Below are 22,138 nucleotides of genomic sequence, written 5' to 3'. Positions count from 1 at the left end.
CGTCGGGCTCTCCGGGCGGCAATCTCTCCGCTAACTTTATAGGTATGTAGTAACTACATACCTATGTTGTTCATGGACAGGCCGGCCGAAAGCCTCGACGAGCTTTTCGACAGAGAGAGCGAGGTCAAGATGTTGTTGGAGTCCGTGTCTAGAAGGGCGCTCACTCTAGTGCTCGGCATGAGGAGGGTCGGCAAGACCTCTGTTGTGCGGGCGGCGACGCGCGGCCGCCTCAGGGTGTACATCGACGCCAGGATCTTCGAGGAGAGGGCCTATATCTCCTACGACGACCTCCTCGGCGCTTTGAGGAGCGAGTTGAGGAGGATTCTACCACTGCACAGAAGGCTTGGCGAGCTCTTGGGCAGAATTAGGGGCGTATCGGTGGCCGGCGTCGACGTGAGGTTCGAGATGGGGCGGAGGGCCCCGAATATATCGGAGTTGTTGGAGGCGTTCGACCAATGGGCTGGCGAGAGGGGGGAGAGGCTCGTGCTCATTATAGACGAGGCGCAGGAGTTGATAAAGCTAAGGGGGAGGGCGATCCTGCCGGCGCTCGGATACGCCTACGACAATCTGCGGAACATCGCCATGGTCTTCACAGGCTCAAAGGCTGGGCTATTGCTGAGGTTCTTGAGGCTCGAGGATCCGGACAGCCCCCTATTCGGCAGATACGTGGAGAGGATAGACCTCGGGCCGTTTCCCCCGGAGCTGTCGGTTAGGTATCTAGAGGAGGGCTTCAGACAAGCTGGCGTCGAGGTGGGCGAGGACCTCATCCGCAAGGCCGTAGAGGCGCTGGACGGCGTGGTGGGCTGGCTGGCTTACTTCGGCCTCAGAGCGTTGAGGAGCCCAAGGACTGCCTTGGAGGAGACCTTGGAGTACGCCACGAGGCTCGCGGCGTCCGAGTTCTGCCACTTCGTCGAGTACACCGGATCCCGGCGCTATATATACGTCGCCAGCATATGCAGAAACGGGGCCAGGTGGTCCGAGGTGAAGCGGCATCTACAAGCGACGGAGGGCAGGCCTATAACGGACTACGAGGTCACGAAACTCCTGTCTAACTTGGTGAACTACGGCTTCTTGGAGAAGAGGGGGGACCTGTACGTCGTCGCGGATCCCATATTGAGGAAGGCCCTAGAGGGCTTGAGGTGTTGATATTCAGTAAAGTCTGCGCGTCAAGCGGCTCTCTCGCCACAACGGCTGAGATCTAGGGCGGGAAGAAGGCCACGAGCTCCAGCCATATCACGTGGGCCGCAGTCGAGGCGGCTAGGCCGAGGCGCTCCGCCAAGAGGCCGTCGACAAGGCCTATCACTAAGGCGCCGGCCACGAGGGCCGGGTTGAGCGTCGAGATGTGCACAGCAGTGTAGTATACGGCTGAGAGAGCCCACCCGGGGTAGTCCCGCGCCTTGAAGAGCCCTTGTAGTCCGCCGCGCCAGTAGATCTCCTCGAAGACTCCTATGGGCACCACCGCGACCGCCAGCACCAGCGGAGGCGCGGACGTCAACATACGGTACACCGACGTCACGGAGGAGCCGAGCCCCAGAGAGGCCATGGCTAGATGGCCGGCGACGAAGACGAAGTATAGGGCGGCGCTCGCCGCAACCCCAGCCGCCAAGGCGACGGGGGCGCGGGCTCTAAGCCACGCCACGTCGCCCCGCCGCCACAGCAGAGTCAACGCGGCCAACACGGCAGTGGAGGCGGCCATGGCGTAGAGGAATTGGCTACGCAATATGTCGAAGGTGAGGGGCCAGAGGAGCGCGGGCAACGCGACGTAGACGACGTCCCTATTCATGCCTCAACACTATTTTCCCGAAGACCTTGCCCGACTCCAGCAACGCGTGAGCCTTTGCGGCCTCTTCCACAGGCAGGACCTCTTGCACGATCGGCCTTATGCCGCGTCTGGCCGCAAACTCGAGAGCCTCGGCGAGCTCCCACCGGTTCGACGTCTGCACGCCCACTATCGCTTTGCCCCTCCTGTAGAGGGTCCTCACGTCGAATCTCGCCTCGGGCCCAACCAAATAGCCCATGGCCACGACCAGCCCTCCGGGCCTGGCCATGTTGATGGACGTCTGTAGGTAGGCACCCGTCGTGTCGACGACTACGTCCACGCCGTCTTCGACCAGCGCCGCCACTTGTTGTGCCACGTCGTGGCCGTAGACGACAGCGTCAGCCCCCAAGGCCTTCAACATACGCCCCTTCTCCTCGCTCCTGGTCTGGGCTATCACGAAGGCGCCCAGCGCCTTGGCCAACTGCACGGCGAATGTGCCGACCCCGCCGGCGGCAGCCCATATGAACACGGTCGAGCCGGGCCCCACGCGCCCCACAGTCCTCAAGGCCCTCCACGCGGTGCCGTAAGCCAGAGGCATGGCGGCCAGATCCTCGATCTTCAGCCCCTTGGGAGGCCTCACGAGGGCCCGCGCCGGCAACTTGACCAGCTCCCCGTAGGAGCCCCACGTGCTCACGCCGACGACCTTGTGTCTGGGGCACAACACCTCGTCACCCCTCGCGCAGTATCTGCAGGACCCGCATCCGTATATTGTGTTGGACACGACGAGATCGCCCCGCGACACGTCGACGACGCCGGGCCCGACCTCCTCGACCACGCCGACCACGTCGGCGCCCGGGACGTGGGGCAACGGTATGGCGGCGCCGAACGTGCCGCTCCTCACTAACAAGTCGAGCCTGTTGACGGACGTCGCGAGGACTCTGACCACCACCTCGCCCGGGCCCGGCCGGGGGTCGGGCGCCTCGATCGTCTTGAGCACCTCGGGTCCGCCGAATTTCTCAAACCCGACGGCCCTCACGGCAACAAGACCCTCAAGGCGGTACCTGCGGCGAAGAGCGCGGCGAACAGGAGGGCGAACTGCGCCGTCCGCGCCTCGGCTAAGGTCCTGGCCGGATCCTCGATCCAGCGGGAGAGCTTGAGGGCGAGCGGCGCGGCCAACGCGGTTAGGGCCAACGCCGGATCTCCGAGAGCCAGCCACGCGGACCAGACGTACGCCGCCGCTATGAGCGATCTATAGAGCGCCACGGCGCGCCTCTTCCCAAGCCTCACAGCGACTGTCCTTACCCCGGCCCTCGCATCGCTGTCTATGTCCCTTATGTTGTTGGCCAGAACTACGGCGGCGACTAGGAGCCCCAAAGGCACGGAGTACTCCAACGGCCGGATAGATAGGTGGCCGGACACGGCGTAGTAGCCGCCGAGGAAGAATATGGGCCCCCACACGACGAACACCATCGGCTCGGCGAGGCCTCTGTACTTGAGGTACGCGAGAGGCCCCGTGTAGCTGAACAAGACCAGCGCGCCTATGGCGAATATGGGCAACACCAGGAGCCGGCCTAGGGCGGCGGCCACGGCGACCGCGGCGGCGCCGGCCGAGAACAGGCCCAGCCCCACGGCGAGAGCCTGGCGCGGGGAGAAGAGCCCAGATAACAGCGGATGCGGCCTGTAGAGCGCCGTGGGGGACGTCGGCGTGTCGACGCCGCGGATTGTGTCGTAGTAGTCATTGATGACGTTGACGGCGGCGTGGAACAAGATCGTGCCGGCGATGGTTATGGCGTATAGGACCACGCCGTCGCCCGGCCACCGGCCGTCGGCGAGCGCAAGCGCCGCGGCCGAGCTTATAGAGGCCAGAGTCATAAGGAAGCTCCAGGGCCTCAACGACTTGAATATCTCGGCCAACATGGCACAACATTGATGTGCAGATTTAAGCAGAAATACCGACCCCAGCCGGGGCGCGTGGACACGCCCTCCGTGCAGAGCGCGGCCGACGATTGTAGCTGGGAGCGCTACTTGCCTAGAAAGAGGTCCGGCGGCCTCTCATCTGGGGACTACCGAAGTCGAACCTCTCCTCGCGCCACGGATCGGCGTTTATGGAGTAGCCGGAGGCCTCCCAATAGCCGGGGACGGGGCCCTCCAGCACCTCCAACGCGGCGAAGTACTTCACGCTCTTCCACGCGTAGCGGGTCGGCACGACGAGCCTCGCGGGGGCTCCGTGCTTCTTGGGGAGGGGCTCGCCGTTCATGGCCCAGGCGATTACGGACGTCTCCTCCATGAGGGCCTCCAGAGGCAGGGTAGCGCTGTAGCCGTCGGCGCCCCAGGCCAGGGCGAAGGGGCCGTAGGGCCTCGCGTCCTCCAGCAACGCCTTGGTCTGGACGCCCCTCCACACAACCCTCTCTATCGACCACCCGGTGACGCAGTGGAACGGGGCGACGAGGTCGACGCAGGGATAGCGGGCGGCGAGCTCCCTCAGCGGCATCTCGAGAGGCCTCTCCACGAGGCCGACGACCCTTATGGTGTGGGCCTCGAAGGGCACGTCCGGCGGGTCGTACACGTCGTATACCACGAACCTACGGGCCTTGACTTGGTTGGGGGGCCAAGGCCTCTCCAGCCTTATCTCCCTACACTCCACGTACGGCCGCCGATAGCTACATAAAAGTCTGGCCCTCTAGGCCTTCCCGCCGGTGCCGAGCGCCAACAGACCTCTTATGAAGTAGCGGCCCAAGGCGACCCAAGAGAGGCGGCAGGAGGCTATAAGCGCCGCGGCGTATATCTAGTTGTCGGCCTAACCGATGGCCTCCTCCAGAGGAACAACCTCTCTGTTCCACTCAACGAGCCAGACGCGCAGACGCCTCGCCGCGTCGACTGCGTCTGGGTTGGCGGCTAGCGTGAAGACGGCAGGCACTAATCTGCCCGAGACCAGATGGGGCCGCGTAGAGGCTATGTAGGCGGCTCTCTGGGCGGCCTTCTCGACCACCGAGGCGCCGGCCCTCACCTTGGCCTCGCCGATTACCGTGACGGCCTCGGCCTTGCAATACACGTCGACCTCGTAGGCGCCGGGTATGACCAAGCGCTCCGCGGCGCAGAGGTGGCCTTTGCTCTTCAGAAGGTGGGATATCCAGGAACGCGCCGTCTCCTCCAGAGACACGGCGAGATCCTCGAACTGCTCCTTAGTGGCCATCCTATCCTCCAACCTCCTAAGATCCTCCTTCGTCGCCATCTTCTCCTCTAGCAATTTAAGCTCTTCCCTCGTAGCCATGGCCGTCTCCAGCCTCTTAATGTCGTCCCGAGTAGCCATCGCCCCCTCAAGCCTCCTGATATCGTCCCTGGTGGCCATCACCGCCTCAAGCTTCCTCACGTCGTCTCTTATGGCCGCCACGGCCTCTTCCAGCCTCCTCACGTCGTCCTTGGCGGCGACGTTCAGCGGTATGGCCACCTCGCCCAATAGGGATTTGGCGAGCTTTAGCCGGACCTCCTCGTGGCTGAGCATGAGGTCGAGGAGCTCGGCGGCAGATCGGCCGTCCCCGCGGAGCGCCTCGAGGAAGAGATCCCGTAGAAATGCAGGGTCCTCGCGGGCAAGCTCCCGCAGAAGTCTCTTGAGATCGGCTACCTCCACCTCCAATGTCGGGGCGTTGCCTTAAAAACTTGGCGCCGCTACAGCCTCCACTCCTCCTGTCTATACCTATCGCCGAGTAGCTTCCTCGCCGCCGTCTCCTCGCCTAGATAGAAGGCGTGTCCCGGCAACAGCTTCGCGGCCTCCCTAGCCGCCACCTCCCGCCCCCCGCCCAACGCCCTATACAGGATCCCCTCGTCGGTGTAGTGGAGCAGACCGTCGGGCCCCAGCACGAAGTTCCCCCTGGGATCGTATACGTCCCTCGAATAGGCGGCTCTCCACTCCGCCTCGACAATGCCGGCCGCTCTGTCTAGAACCTCGGCGGGGATGTAGGCGTCTAGGAGCAGGAACGACAGCAAGCCGGGCCTCAGCCCGGCCTCCTCGGAGGCCTTGACGAACGCCTCTGCCGCCGCGAACAGCTCGCCCGGGAACCCCTCCACAAGCTCGCAACCCCTTATTAACACGTCGGCGGAGGCCCAGCCCCCCGCCCGCCTGGCCGACAGCACGCGGCACGCGCCGGCCTGCTCGGCAAGGGCGCCGGAGAGAGCGCGGCCGATCTCGTCCAGGGGACAGGCCCCCCGCCGGGCCGGCGGCGGCCCCCTCCACTCCGGCTTGCTCCCCCAGAGGCCTAGCTGGGCCACGAGGGAGGCCCTCAGCCCTCCCTCCCAGTTGCCGTAGGTCAGCGCGTAGTCCAGCGCCTTTATCCAGAGATAGTAGGGGGACGTATCGTATATCAGCCCCCAGCCGACGGGCTTGGGGTAGCCGGGCCTCCCCCGCGGAGGGGAGAGAGGCATCTCGACCTTTCTACGAGGCGGCCTGGGCCTATATCTGGCCCTCACCTCCTCGGCTAGCCTAGCGGGGTCGCCGTACGCCTTCCTCAAATCGACGACGGCAACGCCGAGCTCGCCCAGCCTCTCGCAAGGGATTCTGGCCCAATCGCCGCACCGCCCCTCGAGAGCCTCTATCAAGGCCTGGCCCGAGCCGGTCAAGTCGGGGCCGTAGACGATGACTGTGTCGACGGAGAGGAGCCTCTCGGCGAGCGACGCCAGGAGGTGGTTCACGCCGTCTTTGCTGTATAGGGCAGTCGCCGCGGCGACCATGCGCCGCGCGTCCTCGGGCAGAGAGGCCAGCACTTGCTCCGGCTTCGCCCAAAGAGTGACGAGCAGTATATTGCTCTGCGACACGTCGGAGGGCGGCCACTGCTTAATGAAGATTCAAGCCGTCTAGCTGGAGCGCGAAGTCGTAGGCGTCTATTATGGCCTTTATGGAGGCCTCCACCACGTTGCTCGACACGCCGACGGTCCGCCACACCCTATCCCCGTCCGAGAACTCCACGGTCACCCGCACTATGCTCTCCGTGCTCTTCACGGCCGTGGGCAGAACCACTCTGTAGTCCCTCAGATAGGTCTTCTGCAGCTCCGGGAACGCCGACGTGAGGGCGCGCCGCAGGGCCACGTCCACGGCGTGGACCGGGCCGACGCCCTCCCCCGCCTCGAGGACCTCTCTGCCGCCTATGTTGACCTTGACCACCGCGTACGCCGACGACGTCGGGCCCGTCACGACCCTCCACTCGAGGAGCTTGAACCTCTCCTTGTGGATCCCGAGGCGCCTCATCAATATGAGGAGGGCGGAGGCCGGCGCCGCGTCAAAGGAGTAGCCCTCCCTCTCCAACGCCTTTATCTCCTCCAGCGCCTGCCTCACTGCCTCGCTCCTCTTGTCGAGCGACAGGCCGAGCTCCTCGGCCGCCTTGAGGGCCAGGCTGGCCCCTCCGGCGACTTCGGACACCACTATGACCCTTCTGTTGCCCACAAGCGCCGGGTCGACGTGCTCATACGCCCTCGGCACCTTCATGACGGCGTCTGCGTGGACCCCTCCCTTGTGGGCGAAGGCGAAGTCGCCGACGTAGGGCTGGTAGGGGTTCGGCTGGATCCCCAAGGCCTCGTAGACCAGCCGCGAGGCCTCCCTAAGCCTGCCGAACTTGACGCCGGGAGGCTCGTCGCGGAGCACCTTCAGCCCCATCTTGAGCTCCAGCGTCGGCAACACGGCGGTCAGGTCTGCGTTGCCTGTCCTCTCACCAATGCCGTTTATGGTCCCCTGCACGTGTCTCGCCCCGGCGGCCACCGCCATGAGGGTGTTGGCGACGGCGCACCCTATGTCGTTGTGCATGTGGGCCCCCAGAGGCATTGCGGGGAACCTCTCCTTGACCTCGCCGACGATTCTGTAGATCTCGTGCGGCGGAGTGCCGCCGTTGGTGTCGGCGAGCACGACGACGCGTGCGCCGGCCCTCCAAGCCGCCTCTATAGAGGCCAGGGCCATCTCGGGATCCTCTTGGTACCCCTGGAAGAAGTGCTCGGCGTCGTATATAACCTCCATGCCGTGGCTCTTCAAATACTCCACACTCTCCGCGATCATGGACAAGTTCTCCTCCCAAGTGGCGCCCAGCACCTCCCTCACGTGGAGGGTCCAGCTCTTGCCGAATATCACGGCCGCCGGCACGTCTGCCTCCACCAACGAGTTCAAGCTCTCGTCCCTCTCAGGCCTGACGCCCCTCCGCCTGGTGCTGCCGAACACGGCCAGCTTGGCCCTCGACAGCCCGTAGCGCTTCATGGCCTTGAAGAACTCGCGGTCCTTGGGGTTTGAGTAGGGCCAGCCCCCCTCTATGTAGTCGACGCCGACCTCGTCGAGCTTTAGGGCGATCCTTATCTTGTCCTCGAGGGTGAAGGAGACGGCGGCGCCCTGCGCCCCGTCTCTTAACGTCGTGTCGAGAACTTCGACCCGATCCCCGACATATGCCCCAGATTGCCTCGATATATAAGTTTTGTTTCCGGCCGCCGGCCTATATAGAGCCGGCGATTTTGAACAGAAATGCCCACATACCTCCGGCACATATGTATTTATACCTCTAAAAGCTCAGTGCCGTGAGCCAGAGGAAGGACAGAGTAAACATAGCCGTGGCGAAGGAAGTCGCCGACGCGCTGGCGGCTACGGCCGAGGAGCTGGGCATGACGCAGTACGCCTTGGCCAACCAGCTGTTGGGCACCGGGCTGGAGCTCGTGAGGCAGGGCTACAGCGCGGGCCAGATAAGGGATATAGCCCTCTTCTACAGAGTCATAACAGAGCTGGAGACCGTGCCGGTCCCCGGCAGACTTCTGGACAGAATGGTCGTCGAGATGTACAAGGCGAATCCAGACGCCGTGGGCAAGGCCTGGTGCGAGGCGGGGAGGATGCTCGCCAGTTACATAAAGGCGTTCTTCGGCGGGCTCGAAAACGCCGTGAAGCTGGCCCCCTACATAACAAAGGCGGTTCCCGCCAGGAGGTTCGAGGTGAGGGCGGAGGGCGGGGAGTTCTCGCTGGACGCCGTGGGGGTCGGCTACAGCCTCGAGAGCGTGGAGGTGACGGCCGCCGCCGTGAGGTGCCTCCTGGAGGAGCTCGGCTACGAGATAAAGGAGCTCGCGACGGCGCCTGGGATCCTCAGAGTACGCGCCGCCGTCCATCGATAATTTTAGATAACTATAATTTTCCTCATTAGATATTGAAGCTATTTACATACACCATTGGAAATATTTATAATGGATCTTGAACAGAGGGCCATGGACTTAGCCTTCGTCCTCCTCGCTTTCCTGGGAACCCTCGCCATACTCAAGACAAAGGACAACGTCCTCGCCGCCTTTTCTCTACTTGCCGTCGGCCTCGTGACCGCCGCCTACGCGGCCGCGCTGGGCATGGAGCCGCTCTTCGTGTTGGTGGCCCTGGCCTACATAGCCTCGGCCCTCGTGCTCGTGATAGTCGCCGCGGCGGCCGTGTCGGAGAACGGGGCCAAGACCTCGCTCAAGCCCTACGCCGCGTTGCCGTTGGCCCTCTCGGCGCTGGCCCTACTGCCGGAGGGGCCGGCCCAGCCCAAGCCTCTGGACCCCCAGCTGTTGTTGCCGGCGGCGGCGCTTGTGCTCTTCTCGCTCCTAATAGCGGCGAGGGTCGGGAGGCCGTGAACGCGGCGCTTCCCATAGCCCTAATAGCGGCGGGCCTCGTCGCGATACTGGCCGCCAGAGATAGGGTGAGGACTATCATAGGGGCCGAGCTGGTCGTGCTGGGCGCCATAGCCGCCGCCGTGTCTTCAGGCGACCCGAACATGGTCGCAGTAGCGTCGGCGGTCGGGGTAGCCGACACGCTCCTGCTAGTCGCGGCGGCCTTCAAGCTGAGCCATGATTGAGTACGTGCTGGTAGCGGCGGCGGCTCTGGCCCTCCTTGGGCTGAGGCTGGGCCTGGCCCCGTCAGCGGCCTCCGTGGCGCTGACTCTGCTGGCCCTCGGCAGACGCGAGGAGCTGGGATCCCTGCCGTATATAGGCCCCGCCTTGCTCAACTTCGGCGGCGCCGCCGAGCCGTTCATAGCGACTACGGCCTTGCTGGGCCTCGCCGTGTTGGCCTACTCGAAGGAATACGCCGAGCATAGAGGGCTGGGGAGGTGGTTCTACGGCGTCTTGGCCCTCTACGTCATATCGCTGGAGCTCATCCCGGCCTTCGACAACTTGATCTACGCCTTCCTCGCCATGGAGCTGGCGGTCGTGACGAGCTTCCTGCTCATATACTATTTCGGCTACGGCGATAGGGCCAGAATAGGCGTCATGTACTTCATATGGTCCCAGATAGGCTCCATAGCGTTTCTCATAGGCGCCGTGGTCTCCGGAGGCTACCTGCCGCCCTACGCCATGCCCCTAGCCCCAGCCCTGCTGGCCGTCTTCGGCTTGTTGGTCAAGATGGGAACCGCCGGCGTCCACTACTGGCTCCCCTACGCACACGCCGAGGCCCCCACGCCCCTCTCGGCGTTGCTGTCGCCGATCCACGTAGGCCTTATGGCCTACTGGCTCCTCCAGATACTGCCCCACACGCCGATATCCGGCTACTACCTCGCCCTCTACGGCGCCGCAACTGCCGTGTACGGCTCGTTGCTGGTGTTTAGGGAGGCGGACTTGAAGAGGGCGCTCGCCGACTCGACCATAGCCAACATGGGCCTCCTCGTGGCCGCCGCGGCGTTGGGCGATTGGCAGGCCGCGGTACTGCTCTTCGTGGGCCACGCCTTGGCCAAGGCGGCCATGTTCATGGTGTCAGGAATAGGGATAGCCACGCAGAACGAGAGGAGGCTGGGCTTCTTGCGGCTGGATCCGTGGACCTTCGCCGGGTCGGCGCTGGGCCTCGTGGCGCTCGCCGGGGTCTTCGGAGTAGCTCTTCTGGGCAAGGCCTACCTCGCACTCTACTCCCCTCCCGGCCTCGCCCCCGCGCTCTACGCGGCGCTGTTCGCCACCGCCGTCTACAACTTCTACCTCTTCGACAAGCTCTATAGGGCGGGGAGGAGCGAGGCCAGCCCGCCGCTCGCCATGGCAATTCCCATGATCCTCCTCGCCGCCGCGCCCTACGCCCTAATGCTGGCGCCATGGATATAGCGCCCTTGATACCCTTCGCCGCCTCGGCCGTAGACGCAGTAACCAAGAGAGGCGCCGCGGCCGTCGTTGCGGCGGCCGTCGTGATCGCGCTGTCGGGCCTCGGCGACCCCCTCCTGGATCTGCTGAACTTCGTATTCCTCCTCACGGCGCTATACTCCCTATGGTATGTGGACGACGTGGAGAGGAGGGGGTGGTACTGGGCCTGGCTAGATGCATTCTACGGATCCATGTTGCTCTTCCTCACATCGAGCAACTGGCTGTGGATCTTGGCCGGGTGGGGAGGGCTCGACGCCGCGAGCTGGGCCTTGATATTGACGTATAGGGACGACGAGGAGCTGGGGCTTGTAGGCGACGGAGCCCGCGGGAAGTTCCTCCAATGGCTCTGGAGGCCGTCGGCCTCAGCTCTGAGGGCCATAGCCACCGTGGAGCTGGGCACAGTAGCGCTCGCAGTGGGCCTCGCCGCCGCGGCGGCCGCGTACGGCCCGAATATAGGCCTCTGGCGCGATCTGCCTCCGGCAATCGCCGCCTTGATACTCATCGCCGCTTTCGTCAAGTCGGCCCAGATCCCCTTCACCGACTGGCTCATGACCGCCATGTCGGCGCCGACGCCCGTGTCGGCTCTGCTCCACAGCGCGACTATGGTCGCGGCGGGGCCTATACTCCTCGTCAGGTTGCACGGGCCGCTCGCCCACTACTGGCCCTACGCCCTCGCCGTAGGCCTCGCCACGGCCGTCTACGGAGGGCTGACGGCGTTGTGGCAGAGGGAGCCCAAGGTCCTCCTGGCGGCGTCCACGGCGTCTTATCTAGGCCTGGCCACAGCGTTCTCCTTGACCGATCCGGCCGGGGCGACGGCGCTTTTGATCGCCCACGGCTTCGCCAAGGCCGCCCTCTTCATGGCCGTCGGCGAGTCCATACACAGACATGGGACGAGGCTCCCGGGATCCCACGGCGCCGTCGCCAAGGCCGCGATGGCGCTGTCGCTCGCCACTCTGCTGGGCCTCACGCCTGCCGGCGCGGTTGCCAAGTCGCTTCTGCCCGATTGGGAGCTCCCGTTCTCCTTCCTGACGGCGGGCTACGTCGGGAGGCTTCTGCTGGGCACGAGCACCGAGAGGGCTTGGTCGCCGCTCTCGGCCGTAGCCCTAGCCTCGGCCGCGCTGGCCTTCGCCGCCCCGGCCACTGCGCCGAGCCCGCTCTGGCTCCTGGCCCTCGCGGGGCTCGCCCTATACAAGGCGCCTCCGCTTAAGCCCATGGAGAGGCGCTTGTATCTGCCGGAGCTTTTCGCCGCCGTCGGCGGAGGCCTCCTGGCGGCCGCCCGGGCCGTGGGGTCGCTTGACTCGCGCATAGATAGGGCTCTGCTGTCGGCGGGCTCTCTCTGGAGGGCTCTGGCCGGCGCGGCGGCCGTAGCAGACAAGGCTGTCGACGACGCGCTCCACCTAAAGCTCGTCGGGGCTGTGAGGAGGGCGTCGGCCAAGCTCTCGGAGATCGGCGTCGAGGTGTACCTATACGCGGCTGGCGCCGCGGCGCTCGTCGCGTTCGTGGCGTTTATCTTGATATGATCCAGTGGCTCCTCCCGCTATATGTGGCCGCGAGGAGGGCCGGGGAGCGCGGCGTCTGGGCCTACGCCGTCGACGCGGCGGCCTTCGCCTACGCGGCCTATTCGTTAGCATCGGCGGGGGAGGGCGCGTTGGCCCTACTGCTCCTGCCCTACCTGGTTGCGCCGGCGCTCGTGCCGAGGGGCAGGCTCAGGGACTACTCGGGCCTGGCGGCGGCCCTCTCGGCATACGGCGTCCTGCTCATGGCGTCTCCGGAGCTCCACTACAAGGCCCTGGGCTTCGCGATGGCCGTTGCCGCCCCCGGCGCCTTGATAGCGGCGTCGCCGGACCTCGGCAGCGTCGAGGCGCTTTTCAGATACTTCGTGGTGTCCACTGTGGCCGGCAGCCTCGTCGTGGCCGGCCTCTCCGCCAGCGGCGAGCTGGGATCCGCCCTAGCCTTCTCGGGAGTCGCGCTGGAGCTCGGCGTATTCCCCGCCTTTTATTGGGTCCCCGACGTATTCGGCAGATCGGCGCCCGAGGGCCTCGTGCTCATATCCGGCCTGGCCAAGCTCGGGGCGGCCTTCGCCTTGATGTTGCTCCCTCTAGACGTCCCCGCCTACGCCTCGCTCCCGCTGGCCGCCGCGTCTATCCTCGTGGGCAATCTAGGCGCGACCGCCAGCAGAGATCCGAGGAGGCTGCTCGGCTTCGCCTCTGTCTTCCACGCAGGCCTCGCCCTCTTCGCCTTCGCCGTATACAAGCCCCTCGCGCCCTTCCTCATGTTCGCCGACTCCATAGGCGCCATGGGCCTATTCTCCCACATCTCGTCGCCCGGCCCCCGTTGGTCGGCGTACGTCCTGTCCCTAAACCAGATAGGGGTCCCGCCGCTCCTCGGCTTCTGGCCCAAGCTAGCCCTCCTGATCTTGACGGCCCAGAGGCTCGGCCCCGCCGCCGCGGCCTATCTGTTGGCCAACGTGGCGTGGTCCGTTGCGTACTACATCCGCCTCGCCTCGTCGACAGGCGCGGGCACGGGGAGGAGGCCCCTCGCGGCGTCGCTCGCGAGCGCGGCGCTGGGCGCCGCAGCCCCGCTGTGGCTCCTCGCCGCGGTGCCTCTGCTCCTGCCGCATTAAGGATCATTATAATTGATGTTTTCAACATGGAATATAGTAAAGTTTATCTTGAATAAATAGAAAAGGATTTTTAGTATTAAGAGCCAATGTACTTAATGAGGATAGAGTCGGTCTGGATCGGCAGAGGCGGGCAGGGCATAGTCACCGCCGTATACATAGTCGCGCACGCCTCAATCTCCGACGGCCTCTACGCCTTGGCCAATCCCGAGTTCGGCGCCGAGCGCAGAGGCGCCCCAGTGAAGGCCTTTCTGACCCTCACGGATTATTTCGACGACTCGCCCGAGCCCATAAAGAACCCGGACGTGGCGGTTTTCCTGGACGACAAGCTGATCGAGCCCATGAGGGTGGTCGTGGACGCGGTGAGGCCGGGGGGATACGTGGCGGTGAGCTCGGGGAAGAGCCCGGAGGACGTGGCCAAGCTGGTGGGGCGGCGCGACGTGAACATCGCGGTGGTCGACGGCATAGGCATAGCCCTCAAACACGTGGGGCTCGCCGTGCCCAACGGCCCCATGGTGGGCGTCTTCGCCAGAGTGATGGGGATCCCCAGGCTCGAGTCGGTGAAGGAGGCCATAGCGTCCCAGCTGGGCAAGGCCGTGGAGCAGAACTTCGCGGCGGCCGTGGAGGCCTACAAGACGGCCGTGGTGATACCGGCCTCCGAGACGGGGAGCGCGAGGGCCTCAGTGGAGATACCCACCACCTCCGCGTTTCTCACGGGGGACTACGAGCTGGTGGGCTGGGACAAAATACCGGAGGGCGGGCTGGCGTTCCCGGGCAGCAGCTTGCGGTACAAGACGGGCTCCTGGCGCGTGGAGAGGCCCGTAATAGACCACTCCAAGTGCATAATGTGCAGGAGGTGCTGGATATACTGCCCCGACGACGCGGTGCTCGAGGTGTGGAGGGAGGCCAAGGGCCCGCGCGGCAGGTCGGTCAAGGTCAAGTCCATAGACTTCGACTACAACTACTGCAAGGGCTGCGGCATATGCGCCGAGGTGTGCCCCACGGGGGCCATAAAGATGGTTAGGGAGATATGACCGTCCAGATGGAGCTGGGCAAGGCGAGGCAGAGGAGGATCGCGCTCACGGGGAACCACGCGGTGGCGCTCGCCGCCAAGATGGCCCGCGTGGAGGTCGTGGCGGCGTACCCCATAACTCCGCAGACGCCCGCCGTGGAGAAGCTGGCAGAGTACGTCAACAACGGAGAGCTCGACGCAGAGTATATCCCAGTGGAGGGCGAGCACTCGGCCCTCTCGGCAGTCGTGGGGGCCTCCGCCATGGGTGCCAGGGTCTTCACGGCGACTAGCAGCCAGGGGCTCGGCTTCATGTACGAGATACTGCCCATAGCGGTGGGGCTGAGGCTCCCCATAGTGATGGGCATAGCCACGAGGGCCTACTCGGCCCCCATAAACGTCTGGGGGGACTACAGCGACGTCATGTCCATGAGGGAGCTGGGCTGGATAATCTACATGGTGTCTAACGTACAAGAGGCCTTCGACACGGTTATACAGGCGTATAGAGTCGGCGAGGATCCGTCGGTCCATCTCCCCGTCGCCGTCGCCTACGACGGCTTCTGGATAAGCCACGTGCTCCAGCCTCTGGAGGTGCCCGAGGACGAGGAGGACGTAATGCGCTACGCCCCGATAACCAGGAGCTGGAAGAAGCTGGACGTGGACAGCCCGGCCTCGCTCGGCGCGGTGGGGACGCCGGAGTGGTACTTCGAGATGAGGTACGCGGCGTATAAGGCGCTGGAGGACTCGATAAAAGTAGTCGCCGAGGCCGACGCCCAGTACGGCAAGCTCTTCGGGAGGAGCTACGGCTTCGGCTCGGCCTATAGGCTGGAGGACGCCGACGTGGCCATAGTGACCTACGGCTCGATCTACGGCCTGGCGAGGAGGGCCGCAGACGCCTTGAGGGCCGAGGGCATAAGGGCGGGCGCCTTGAAGGTAAGGCTTCTGAGGCCTTGGCCCGCCGACTTTCTGCGGAAGAGCCTCGACGGCGTGGAGAAGGTGTTGGTGGTCGACAGGGCGTTCAACCACGGAGGGATTCTGGGCCCCGTCGCCACAGAGCTCGCCGCAACTTTGACCCGCCCGGTGTACAACGCCTACGCCACCATAGGCATGAGGGCGACCGACTCAACGGCGTTGAGGAAGGCGGCGGAGCGGGTGGCGAAGGGCGAGGCGGAGCCCATGAGGCCGTTCTACATAGGGCTGAGGGGGCCATGAAAGTCAAGGTAGACGTAAGGGGGCTACAACTGCCGGGCGCGAGGCCGGGCGCGGCAGTCGAGGCCGCCTACGAGTTCGACAACTTCGCCCTGCCGGAGCAAGAGCTGTTCCTGCCGGGACACGGGCTGTGCGCCAGCTGCACGATAGGCGTTATCGCAAGACATATGTTGAAGGTCTTGGGCCCCGACACCATCGTCGTGAACCCGACGGGATGCGCCGAGGTGTCCACCGTGACGTACCCCCGCACCAACTGGGCTGTGCCGTGGATACACGTGGCGTTCGGCAACGGCGGCTCCGTGGCCTCGGGCATAGAGGCGGCCATAAAGGTCCTCAAGAGGAGGGGCGCCATAGACCCCAACAGGAAGATAAACGTGGTGGTGTTCGCGGGCGACGGGGGCACGGCCGACATAGGCTTCCAGGCGCTCAGCGGCATGTTGGAGAGGAGGCATAGGGTGATCTACGTCATGTACGACAACGAGGGCTACATGAACACGGGGATACAACGCTCAGGCACGACCCCCCTCTTCGCCTCGGCCACGACGTCCCCAGCGGGGAGGAAGATACCGGGGAACTTAACCCACAAGAAGCCCATGGCCCTCATAGCGGCCGCCCACGGCATACCCTATGTGGCCACGGCGAATCCGGCCTACCTCCCCGACATGTTGCAGAAGTTCAAGAAGGCGGCGGAGGTCGACGGGCCCTCGTTCATACACGTCATCCAGTCCTGCCAGCCCGGCTGGCGCTTCGAGCCGAAATACGCAATTAAGGTCCTGGAGCTGGCCACGGAGACCGGCTACTGGGTGAACTACGAGATTGAGGACGGCGTCTTCAGAATAACTGTGCCCGTCCCCAAGAGGAAGCCCGTGGAGTGCTTCCTGAAGCTCCAGGGGAGGTTCAGACACCTCGGCAAGGAGGAGATAGCATTCCTGCAGAAGGTCATAGACGAGGACGTGAAGAGGCTGAACGAGATGGCTGGAGGCGAGTACATAGGCCCTCTCGACCCCGAGGCGGCATGCTGACGGACCACATACGCCTATTCGCCGTCGCCGTCAAGAACGCCTTGAGGGGGCCCATAACGGTGGACTACCCCAGAGAGTCGAGGGACTACGGCGACAGACTCCGCGGCTATATCGTCAACGACAGAGACAAGTGCATCAGTTGCGGCCTCTGCGAGGCGGTCTGCCCGGCGAAGGCCGTCAAGTTCAGCGTGGGGCCCGACGGGAAGAGGTACCCCGGCATAGACTACGGCCGTTGCATATTCTGCGGCTACTGCGTCGACGCCTGCCCGACCGGCAGCTTGAGGCATACCCAGTGGCACGAGGTCGTGTGGACAAGCCTCGACACATTCGCCAAATACGCCGAGGGGGACCCGCCGGAGGCCGACGGGAGGCCCAAGAAGTCCTTGCTATGACGGGCGCCGTCGCGGCGTTGGTCTACCCGGGCATCACGGCGATGTTCGCCTACCTCCTATTCGCCGTGTGGCTAGAGAGGAAGCTGGCGGCCAAGGTGCAGTGGCGCTACGGCCCCCTCTACGTCTCTAGGAGGCTGGGAGGGATCTTGCAAGGCCTCGCCGACGCCGTCAAGCTCATCTTCAGCGAGCTCGTTGTGCCGTCCTACACGAACAGAGCCCTCTTCGCGGCGTTGCCGCTGGCCGTCTTCGCGGCCGAGGCCCTCCCCATATTGTTCATACCCGGCGCGCCCGGCCTGGCGATACTGGAGAGCAAGTACGGGCTGGCCTACATACTGGCGATACTGCTCCTCGCGACGCCCGCCATAGTGGCCATGGCGTGGGTCGAGGCTGACAAGTTCACCTACATAGGCGCGCTCCGCGAAATACTCATAGAGGCGGCCTACGAGGTCCCGCTGGCCCTCTCCGTGCTCTCCATGGTGGTCCTCTACGGGCCCGACCCCGCCAAGGCTGTCGAGGCCCAGAGGTTGCCGGGCATAGCCATGAACCCCCTGGCGTTCTTCGCCTTCTTCATCTCGGCGGCTATGGCCACCAGCAGATTCCCCTTCGAGATACCCGACGCCGACACCGAGATAGTGTTCGGGCCCTACACCGAGTACGGCTCGTCGCTCCTCCTCGCCTCGTTCGGCGCCAACTACGTCGGGCTGTACTCCTTCTCCATGCTGGGCGCCTTGCTCTTCCTCGGCGGCTGGGCGCCGTTCTCGGGAGCCTTGGGAGCACTCGCCATGGCCGCCAAGGCCCTCCTCCTCACGACAGTCTGGCTGTTCCTGAGGGCCGTCTACCCCCGCATGAGGATAGACCAAGCCCTCAAGCTGGGGTGGGGCTCCCTACTGCTCATCTCCGCCGCCTCTCTGGCCGTGTCCGCCGCGTGGAGGCTATGGCTTGGCTGATCTTCCTGCTGGCCCTAGCCGCGTCGCTGGCGGCGTTGTTGATCGCGCCGAGGTTGCTGGCCCCGAGGCGGGCCTCCGGGGCCAAGGAGGTTAGGTTCGAGGCGGGCAACCCGCCTTACGGCAAGACGAGGAGGAGGATGGCGATGCAGTACATCGTCTACGTCTATCTGGCCGTGGCCGTGGAGTCGGTGGTGGGGATGTCCATAGCCTTCTACTTAATAGATCCCGGCTCTCTGCCCGAGATACTGGCGGCGGTGGCGGCCGCGACGGCAGTCGCCTACATCACGGCGAGGGGCCATGGCGATTAGGAAAGTGAGGGATTTAGCCAAGGCGGCGGGCGCCTGGGGCACCAAGTGGTCTCTCTGGCCGCCCCATCTAGTGACGGCGTGTTGCGGAGTGGAGCTGGCCCACGCCTTCGGCCCCGCCTACGACGCCGAGAGGCTCGGAGTCCTCCCGATGCCGTCTGCCAGACACAGCAACCTCCTCATAATTGAGGGGACCATAACGCTCAAGATGGCTAAGTTCGTCAAGTGGGTCTACGAACAGATGCCCGAGCCCAAATACGTCGTGGCCATGGGCGCCTGCGCCATAAAAGGCGGCGTCTTCTACGGGTCCTACCACATGGTCCCCGCCTCCAACGTCGTCGGCGTCGACGTATACGTGTCAGGATGCCCGCCGACGCCCGAGGCGTTGCTGAAGGCCGTGGAGAAGGTCCAGGAAAACGTGGGCAGGCCGGCGGGCGGAGGCGCGGCGGACGGCGCCAAGCCGGCGGAGTGGCCCTTCGACAAGAGGCCGGGCTCCACGTTCTTCGTCGAGAGGGAGGAGGAGCTGGCGCCCGGCGAGAGGGGGCTGGTGCTGGTGGTGGGCCCGCAACACCCCGGCTCCGGCCACATGAGGCTCTTCGTCGTAGTAGACGGCGACGTGATAGCCGACGTCAAGCCCGACCCGGGCTTCGTCCATAGAGGCGTCGAGAAGCTGGCCGAGAGGAGGCCCTTCTGGACTGTCCCGCCGCTGGTGGAGAAGGTGTCCATAATGGACTCCACAAACGCCATTCTGCCGTACGTACACGCCGTGGAGAGGGCGCTCGGCCTAGAGCCTCCGCCTAGGGCTAAGGCCCTCAGATCCTTGATGGCCGAGCTAGGGCGTATCAGGACCCACCTATACGACCTTGCCCTACACGGGATATTCATAGGCCACTCCACAGCGTTTATGTGGGGCTTCGGGATGGGCGACATGATAGCGGAGGTCCAGGCGAGGGTGACCGGCGCCAGGACTACGTCGGCCTACCCAATACCGGGCGGCGTCAGGAGAGACCTCACGACGGACGGGAGGCAGGCTGTCGAGAGGCTTCTGGCGAAGCTCAAGGCGAGGCTCCCCGACTTCGAGAAGCTGTTCCTCAAGAACCCGGTGGTGAGGATGAGGCTGGAGGGCGTCGGCGTCCTCGACGCGAGGAAGGCCGCGTCGCTGGGCGCTGTCGGCCCGGCGGCGAGGGGATCCGGGATAGACTACGACGCCAGGACCGCCTCGCCCTACGACGGCTACGAGCTGGTGAGGCCTAGGGTCGTCGTCGAGAAGGGGGGAGACGCCATGGCCAGGACCTCGGTAAGGTGGGGCGAGATATGGGCGTCCATAGAGTATATCGAGGAGGCCCTCCGCGCCCTCCCAGACGGCGATATTCTGGACGAGGCCCTGCTGGAGCTGTCGCCGAATTTCAGGAGGGAGGGAGTAGCCGGCATTTTCGGCGTGTTGACCCAGCTGAGGCCGGAGCCCGGCGAATACCACGGGCTGGCCGAGATGGCGAGGGGGACCGCGTACGTCTACATATCCGCGACCGGCTCCCAATATCTGAGGAGGGTTAGGTTCGTCACGCCGAGCTGGCGCAATCTGAGGCCCATGGCCGAGGCCATGAAGGGCCACCGCCTGGCCGACCTGCCGGCGATCTACATGAGCTTCGGCTACTTCCCGCCCGAGGCAGATAGGTAATCAATCCGCCGGATTTACTTCGATCATTCTGAAGGCCGCGAGGCCGGCGGCTGTGAGCGCGCCCGAGGCGGCGATCGCCAAGCCGTAGTAGAAGTAGATGTCGATATACTGCTTGAAGGCGTACATGGAGATGGGGGCCACGAACGCCGCGAAGGCCACAACCGCGCCGTTAGGCCCGCCGACCGCTCCGTGGACCACCATGCTGTTCACGACGACCAAGGAGGCCGGCGGAGTGAGGGCCAGCAAGATGACCAAGAACAAGATAGACGATCTCTGGTCTGTCAACAGGAGGGAGGCCGAGAACAACGCGGTCGCGGTGGCCCACCTCGTGAGGACGGCGACGGGGTCCAACACACCGAGGTACCAGCCCAACAGCCCGGCCGTCAGAGCCGCCAGGGAGAGAGATATGGCGAACGCGGCTACCTTGGCGAGGTAGACCACCTCGTACGAGGAGAATAAGTTCAGCTCGAACTGGACGCCCCTCCCGCCGGCGGCGAGGCCCGCCGCCAGGTAGATAGAGTAGGCGGCGAACCCAAAGCTCTCCACAAGGTACGACGCGGCGACGGCCCTCCCCGGAGCCTCCGACGCCGCGGCCGTGGCCAGCGCGAGGAGCAACATGAGCGGCAACACTCCGTACCCCATGGAGAGCCTCAGATTCCACCTAAGGGCCTCAATAAACGCCCTTGCGCTCGACCGCATAGACGTAGCCCTCGGCCAGCCCTTTAAACAGCTCCTCGACGGTGCACTCCACGTCGACGTAGACCCCCTCCCTGCCCACCTCGCGGCACCCGTTCGGCGCTTTGTCCGCCGCGATGCGCCACTCGTGTCTGCTGTAGAACCTATCTCTAGGGCCCTCCCAGACGACCCTCCCCCTGTCGAAAACCACGATGTAGTCGGCCAGATAGACCTCCACCGAGTTGTGAGTCGTGTAGATCACGGAGCCCCTACCCCTGATAAGCTCCGCCAACGCCGCCGCCCTCCTCTTGTCGAGGTGGCTGAACGGCTCGTCCAAAACAGCAACCCCGTCGTGGCAGTCGAGGGCGGTGGCTATCCCCAACAGCTGGGCCTGCCCCGAAGACAGCTGGCCTATCTTGAGGCCGGATATGTCGGATACGTCGATCCCGCCGGGGCAGTCCCTAAGCCTCCTCACAATATCGACGACCTCTCCCGCCTTTACGGGGTACGGGAAACGCGGCTTCTCGAAAACCGCCTTGACGTACCGCGCCGCCCAGCTCCTGTGCTTGTAGGGCTCCCGCCCGTCCAGGCGGAGCTCCCCGCGCGTGGGGCGCCGGAGGCCGGCAATTATCGTGAGCAACGTCGTCTTCCCCGAGCCGTTAGTCCCCAAGATCGCCACGACGTCGCCCGAGGCGGAGAACGTGGCCCCGGCGAGCGCCTCCACGGACCCAAACCTCTTGACGAGGCCCGCCGCGGTCAACTCCATCGCCTCCTCCCGTACAGCCACAGCAGAATCCCGCCGAACACCAAGCCGTACGACAGCGGGAACAACGCGTTGAAGTTGTTGACGAAGACAGAAAGATACGGCTGATCCCTAGGCGCGAAGTTGGTGCCGTTCAGACGCACGACGAACGTCATGAACACCGACTCTATCCCGCACGTACGCAGTAGATATAGGAACGAGGAAGAGTTAGTCCCGATAAAGCGGAATCTAGGAGAGATTTGTATAGAGTAGAGGGCGTACGAGCCGCCGTCCCCAGTATAGCCGACGTGGTAGTCGAGGAAGAGGGTGTTGTTTATAGACACGGCGTAATACGGGCCGAAGCCGAAAAATCTGTTAGGTTGGGCGAGGCCAAAACTAGGTATGCCGAAGTACCCCGATCTCCTCAATGTAATGCGGACGCCGTCTATCGAGATCGAGCTTCCGTTAGTGATAAACAGACTATATATGGAGCTGGGCAACGTGCCGTTGCAGACCTCGCCGTCTAGACGCCCGCGGACAATTGCCATACCATTATAATACGTGAATATACCATTATATTTATAGATAGTATACATACTACTATGTGAAGTATTGTTTATCTTAATAATTATAATATAAGTAGTGAAATTATTATCAGCAAAAGAGCCTACATACTCAAAATAT

General features: G+C 64.3%; 24 protein-coding genes and 1 pseudogene. 14 read left to right on the top strand and 11 right to left on the bottom strand.

The features are described 5' to 3' along the window. Positions 1 to 63 precede the first annotated feature (63 nt). Positions 64 to 1,146 (top strand): AAA family ATPase, encoded by a 1,083-nt coding sequence (locus TUZN_RS04830; protein ID WP_013679826.1) that lies wholly within the window; start codon positions 64 to 66, stop codon positions 1,144 to 1,146. Positions 1,147 to 1,198: 52 nt separating this feature from the next. On the opposite strand, the gene TUZN_RS04825 is transcribed toward TUZN_RS04830, so the two are convergent. The 8 genes and pseudogenes from TUZN_RS04825 to cimA all read right to left on the bottom strand — a co-directional run bounded on the left by TUZN_RS04825 (position 1,199) and on the right by cimA (position 8,195). Next, complete coding sequence (locus tag TUZN_RS04825; protein ID WP_013679825.1) at positions 1,199 to 1,783, bottom strand: CPBP family intramembrane glutamic endopeptidase; 585 nt, start codon at positions 1,781 to 1,783, stop codon at positions 1,199 to 1,201. After that, positions 1,776 to 2,795, bottom strand: a complete 1,020-nt coding sequence (locus TUZN_RS04820) for a zinc-binding dehydrogenase (RefSeq protein WP_013679824.1) — start codon at positions 2,793 to 2,795, stop codon at positions 1,776 to 1,778. Before TUZN_RS04820 ends, TUZN_RS04825 begins: the two co-directional genes overlap by 8 nt. Then, positions 2,792 to 3,676 (bottom strand): prenyltransferase, encoded by an 885-nt coding sequence (locus tag TUZN_RS04815; protein ID WP_013679823.1) that lies wholly within the window; start codon positions 3,674 to 3,676, stop codon positions 2,792 to 2,794. The genes TUZN_RS04820 and TUZN_RS04815 overlap by 4 nt, the downstream gene beginning before the upstream one ends. Before the next feature lie 112 nt (positions 3,677 to 3,788). Beyond that, on the bottom strand, positions 3,789 to 4,403 hold the full coding sequence (locus tag TUZN_RS04810) for a molybdopterin-dependent oxidoreductase (protein ID WP_013679822.1): 615 nt from the start codon (positions 4,401 to 4,403) through the stop codon (positions 3,789 to 3,791). 36 nt (positions 4,404 to 4,439) lie between these two features. Next, positions 4,440 to 4,541: pseudogene (locus tag TUZN_RS11630) on the bottom strand (glucose ABC transporter permease GlcU); the annotation flags it as partial. Positions 4,542 to 4,556: 15 nt separating this feature from the next. Then, positions 4,557 to 5,387 (bottom strand): DUF8196 domain-containing protein, encoded by an 831-nt coding sequence (locus TUZN_RS04805; RefSeq protein ID WP_148678592.1) that lies wholly within the window; start codon positions 5,385 to 5,387, stop codon positions 4,557 to 4,559. 38 nt (positions 5,388 to 5,425) lie between these two features. Beyond that, positions 5,426 to 6,568: a hypothetical protein gene (locus tag TUZN_RS04800; protein WP_013679820.1), complete on the bottom strand. Its 1,143-nt coding sequence runs from the start codon at positions 6,566 to 6,568 to the stop codon at positions 5,426 to 5,428. A 19-nt stretch (positions 6,569 to 6,587) separates the two neighbouring features. Further along, positions 6,588 to 8,195: a citramalate synthase gene (cimA, locus tag TUZN_RS04795; protein WP_148678685.1), complete on the bottom strand. Its 1,608-nt coding sequence runs from the start codon at positions 8,193 to 8,195 to the stop codon at positions 6,588 to 6,590. 107 nt (positions 8,196 to 8,302) lie between these two features. On the opposite strand from cimA, the gene TUZN_RS04790 reads away from it, so the two are divergent. The 13 genes from TUZN_RS04790 to nuoB all read left to right on the top strand — a co-directional run bounded on the left by TUZN_RS04790 (position 8,303) and on the right by nuoB (position 20,037). Beyond that, positions 8,303 to 8,884: a hypothetical protein gene (locus TUZN_RS04790; RefSeq protein ID WP_013679818.1), complete on the top strand. Its 582-nt coding sequence runs from the start codon at positions 8,303 to 8,305 to the stop codon at positions 8,882 to 8,884. Between the two features lie 90 nt (positions 8,885 to 8,974). Further along, positions 8,975 to 9,370: an NADH-quinone oxidoreductase gene (locus TUZN_RS04785; RefSeq protein WP_148678590.1), complete on the top strand. Its 396-nt coding sequence runs from the start codon at positions 8,975 to 8,977 to the stop codon at positions 9,368 to 9,370. After that, positions 9,367 to 9,591: a hypothetical protein gene (locus TUZN_RS04780; RefSeq protein ID WP_013679816.1), complete on the top strand. Its 225-nt coding sequence runs from the start codon at positions 9,367 to 9,369 to the stop codon at positions 9,589 to 9,591. The genes TUZN_RS04785 and TUZN_RS04780 overlap by 4 nt, the downstream gene beginning before the upstream one ends. Continuing rightward, positions 9,584 to 10,819 carry a complex I subunit 5 family protein gene (locus tag TUZN_RS04775; protein ID WP_013679815.1) on the top strand — a complete coding sequence of 412 codons (1,236 nt, stop codon included), beginning with the start codon at positions 9,584 to 9,586 and terminating at the stop codon, positions 10,817 to 10,819. The genes TUZN_RS04780 and TUZN_RS04775 overlap by 8 nt, the downstream gene beginning before the upstream one ends. Then, positions 10,810 to 12,375: a proton-conducting transporter transmembrane domain-containing protein gene (locus TUZN_RS04770; protein ID WP_013679814.1), complete on the top strand. Its 1,566-nt coding sequence runs from the start codon at positions 10,810 to 10,812 to the stop codon at positions 12,373 to 12,375. The genes TUZN_RS04775 and TUZN_RS04770 overlap by 10 nt, the downstream gene beginning before the upstream one ends. Continuing rightward, the gene (locus tag TUZN_RS04765; protein ID WP_013679813.1) at positions 12,372 to 13,478 is read left to right on the top strand and encodes a proton-conducting transporter transmembrane domain-containing protein; all 1,107 of its coding nucleotides are present in this window, start codon (positions 12,372 to 12,374) and stop codon (positions 13,476 to 13,478) included. Before TUZN_RS04770 ends, TUZN_RS04765 begins: the two co-directional genes overlap by 4 nt. Positions 13,479 to 13,573: 95 nt before the next feature. Then, entirely contained in the window at positions 13,574 to 14,509 is a 936-nt protein-coding gene (locus tag TUZN_RS04760; RefSeq protein ID WP_052886099.1) for a 2-oxoacid:acceptor oxidoreductase family protein, read from the top strand. Beyond that, on the top strand, positions 14,506 to 15,696 hold the full coding sequence (locus TUZN_RS04755; RefSeq protein WP_013679811.1) for a transketolase C-terminal domain-containing protein: 1,191 nt from the start codon (positions 14,506 to 14,508) through the stop codon (positions 15,694 to 15,696). The genes TUZN_RS04760 and TUZN_RS04755 overlap by 4 nt, the downstream gene beginning before the upstream one ends. Then, complete coding sequence (locus TUZN_RS04750; protein WP_013679810.1) at positions 15,693 to 16,715, top strand: thiamine pyrophosphate-dependent enzyme; 1,023 nt, start codon at positions 15,693 to 15,695, stop codon at positions 16,713 to 16,715. Before TUZN_RS04755 ends, TUZN_RS04750 begins: the two co-directional genes overlap by 4 nt. Further along, positions 16,709 to 17,107 (top strand): NuoI/complex I 23 kDa subunit family protein, encoded by a 399-nt coding sequence (locus tag TUZN_RS04745; RefSeq protein WP_013679809.1) that lies wholly within the window; start codon positions 16,709 to 16,711, stop codon positions 17,105 to 17,107. The genes TUZN_RS04750 and TUZN_RS04745 overlap by 7 nt, the downstream gene beginning before the upstream one ends. After that, positions 17,104 to 18,054: an NADH-quinone oxidoreductase subunit H gene (locus tag TUZN_RS04740; RefSeq protein ID WP_013679808.1), complete on the top strand. Its 951-nt coding sequence runs from the start codon at positions 17,104 to 17,106 to the stop codon at positions 18,052 to 18,054. The genes TUZN_RS04745 and TUZN_RS04740 overlap by 4 nt, the downstream gene beginning before the upstream one ends. Then, entirely contained in the window at positions 18,042 to 18,362 is a 321-nt protein-coding gene (ndhC, locus tag TUZN_RS04735; RefSeq protein ID WP_013679807.1) for an NADH-quinone oxidoreductase subunit A, read from the top strand. Before TUZN_RS04740 ends, ndhC begins: the two co-directional genes overlap by 13 nt. Next, positions 18,352 to 20,037: an NADH-quinone oxidoreductase subunit NuoB gene (gene nuoB, locus TUZN_RS04730; protein WP_013679806.1), complete on the top strand. Its 1,686-nt coding sequence runs from the start codon at positions 18,352 to 18,354 to the stop codon at positions 20,035 to 20,037. Before ndhC ends, nuoB begins: the two co-directional genes overlap by 11 nt. Here nuoB and TUZN_RS04725 read toward each other — a convergent pair whose 3' ends face one another. The 3 genes from TUZN_RS04725 to TUZN_RS04715 are packed head-to-tail and all read right to left on the bottom strand — an operon-like array spanning position 20,038 to position 22,002. Continuing rightward, the gene (locus TUZN_RS04725) at positions 20,038 to 20,736 is read right to left on the bottom strand and encodes a hypothetical protein (protein ID WP_013679805.1); all 699 of its coding nucleotides are present in this window, start codon (positions 20,734 to 20,736) and stop codon (positions 20,038 to 20,040) included. After that, on the bottom strand, positions 20,708 to 21,499 hold the full coding sequence (locus tag TUZN_RS04720) for an ATP-binding cassette domain-containing protein (protein ID WP_148678589.1): 792 nt from the start codon (positions 21,497 to 21,499) through the stop codon (positions 20,708 to 20,710). Before TUZN_RS04720 ends, TUZN_RS04725 begins: the two co-directional genes overlap by 29 nt. Further along, entirely contained in the window at positions 21,469 to 22,002 is a 534-nt protein-coding gene (locus tag TUZN_RS04715) for a hypothetical protein (RefSeq protein ID WP_052886098.1), read from the bottom strand. Before TUZN_RS04715 ends, TUZN_RS04720 begins: the two co-directional genes overlap by 31 nt. Positions 22,003 to 22,138: the final 136 nt, after the last annotated feature.

Origin of the sequence: Thermoproteus uzoniensis 768-20 (assembly GCF_000193375.1) — an archaeon.
Classification (GTDB): Archaea; Thermoproteota; Thermoprotei; order Thermoproteales; family Thermoproteaceae; genus Thermoproteus; species Thermoproteus uzoniensis_A.
This window is presented reverse-complemented; position numbering and strand designations above follow the sequence as displayed.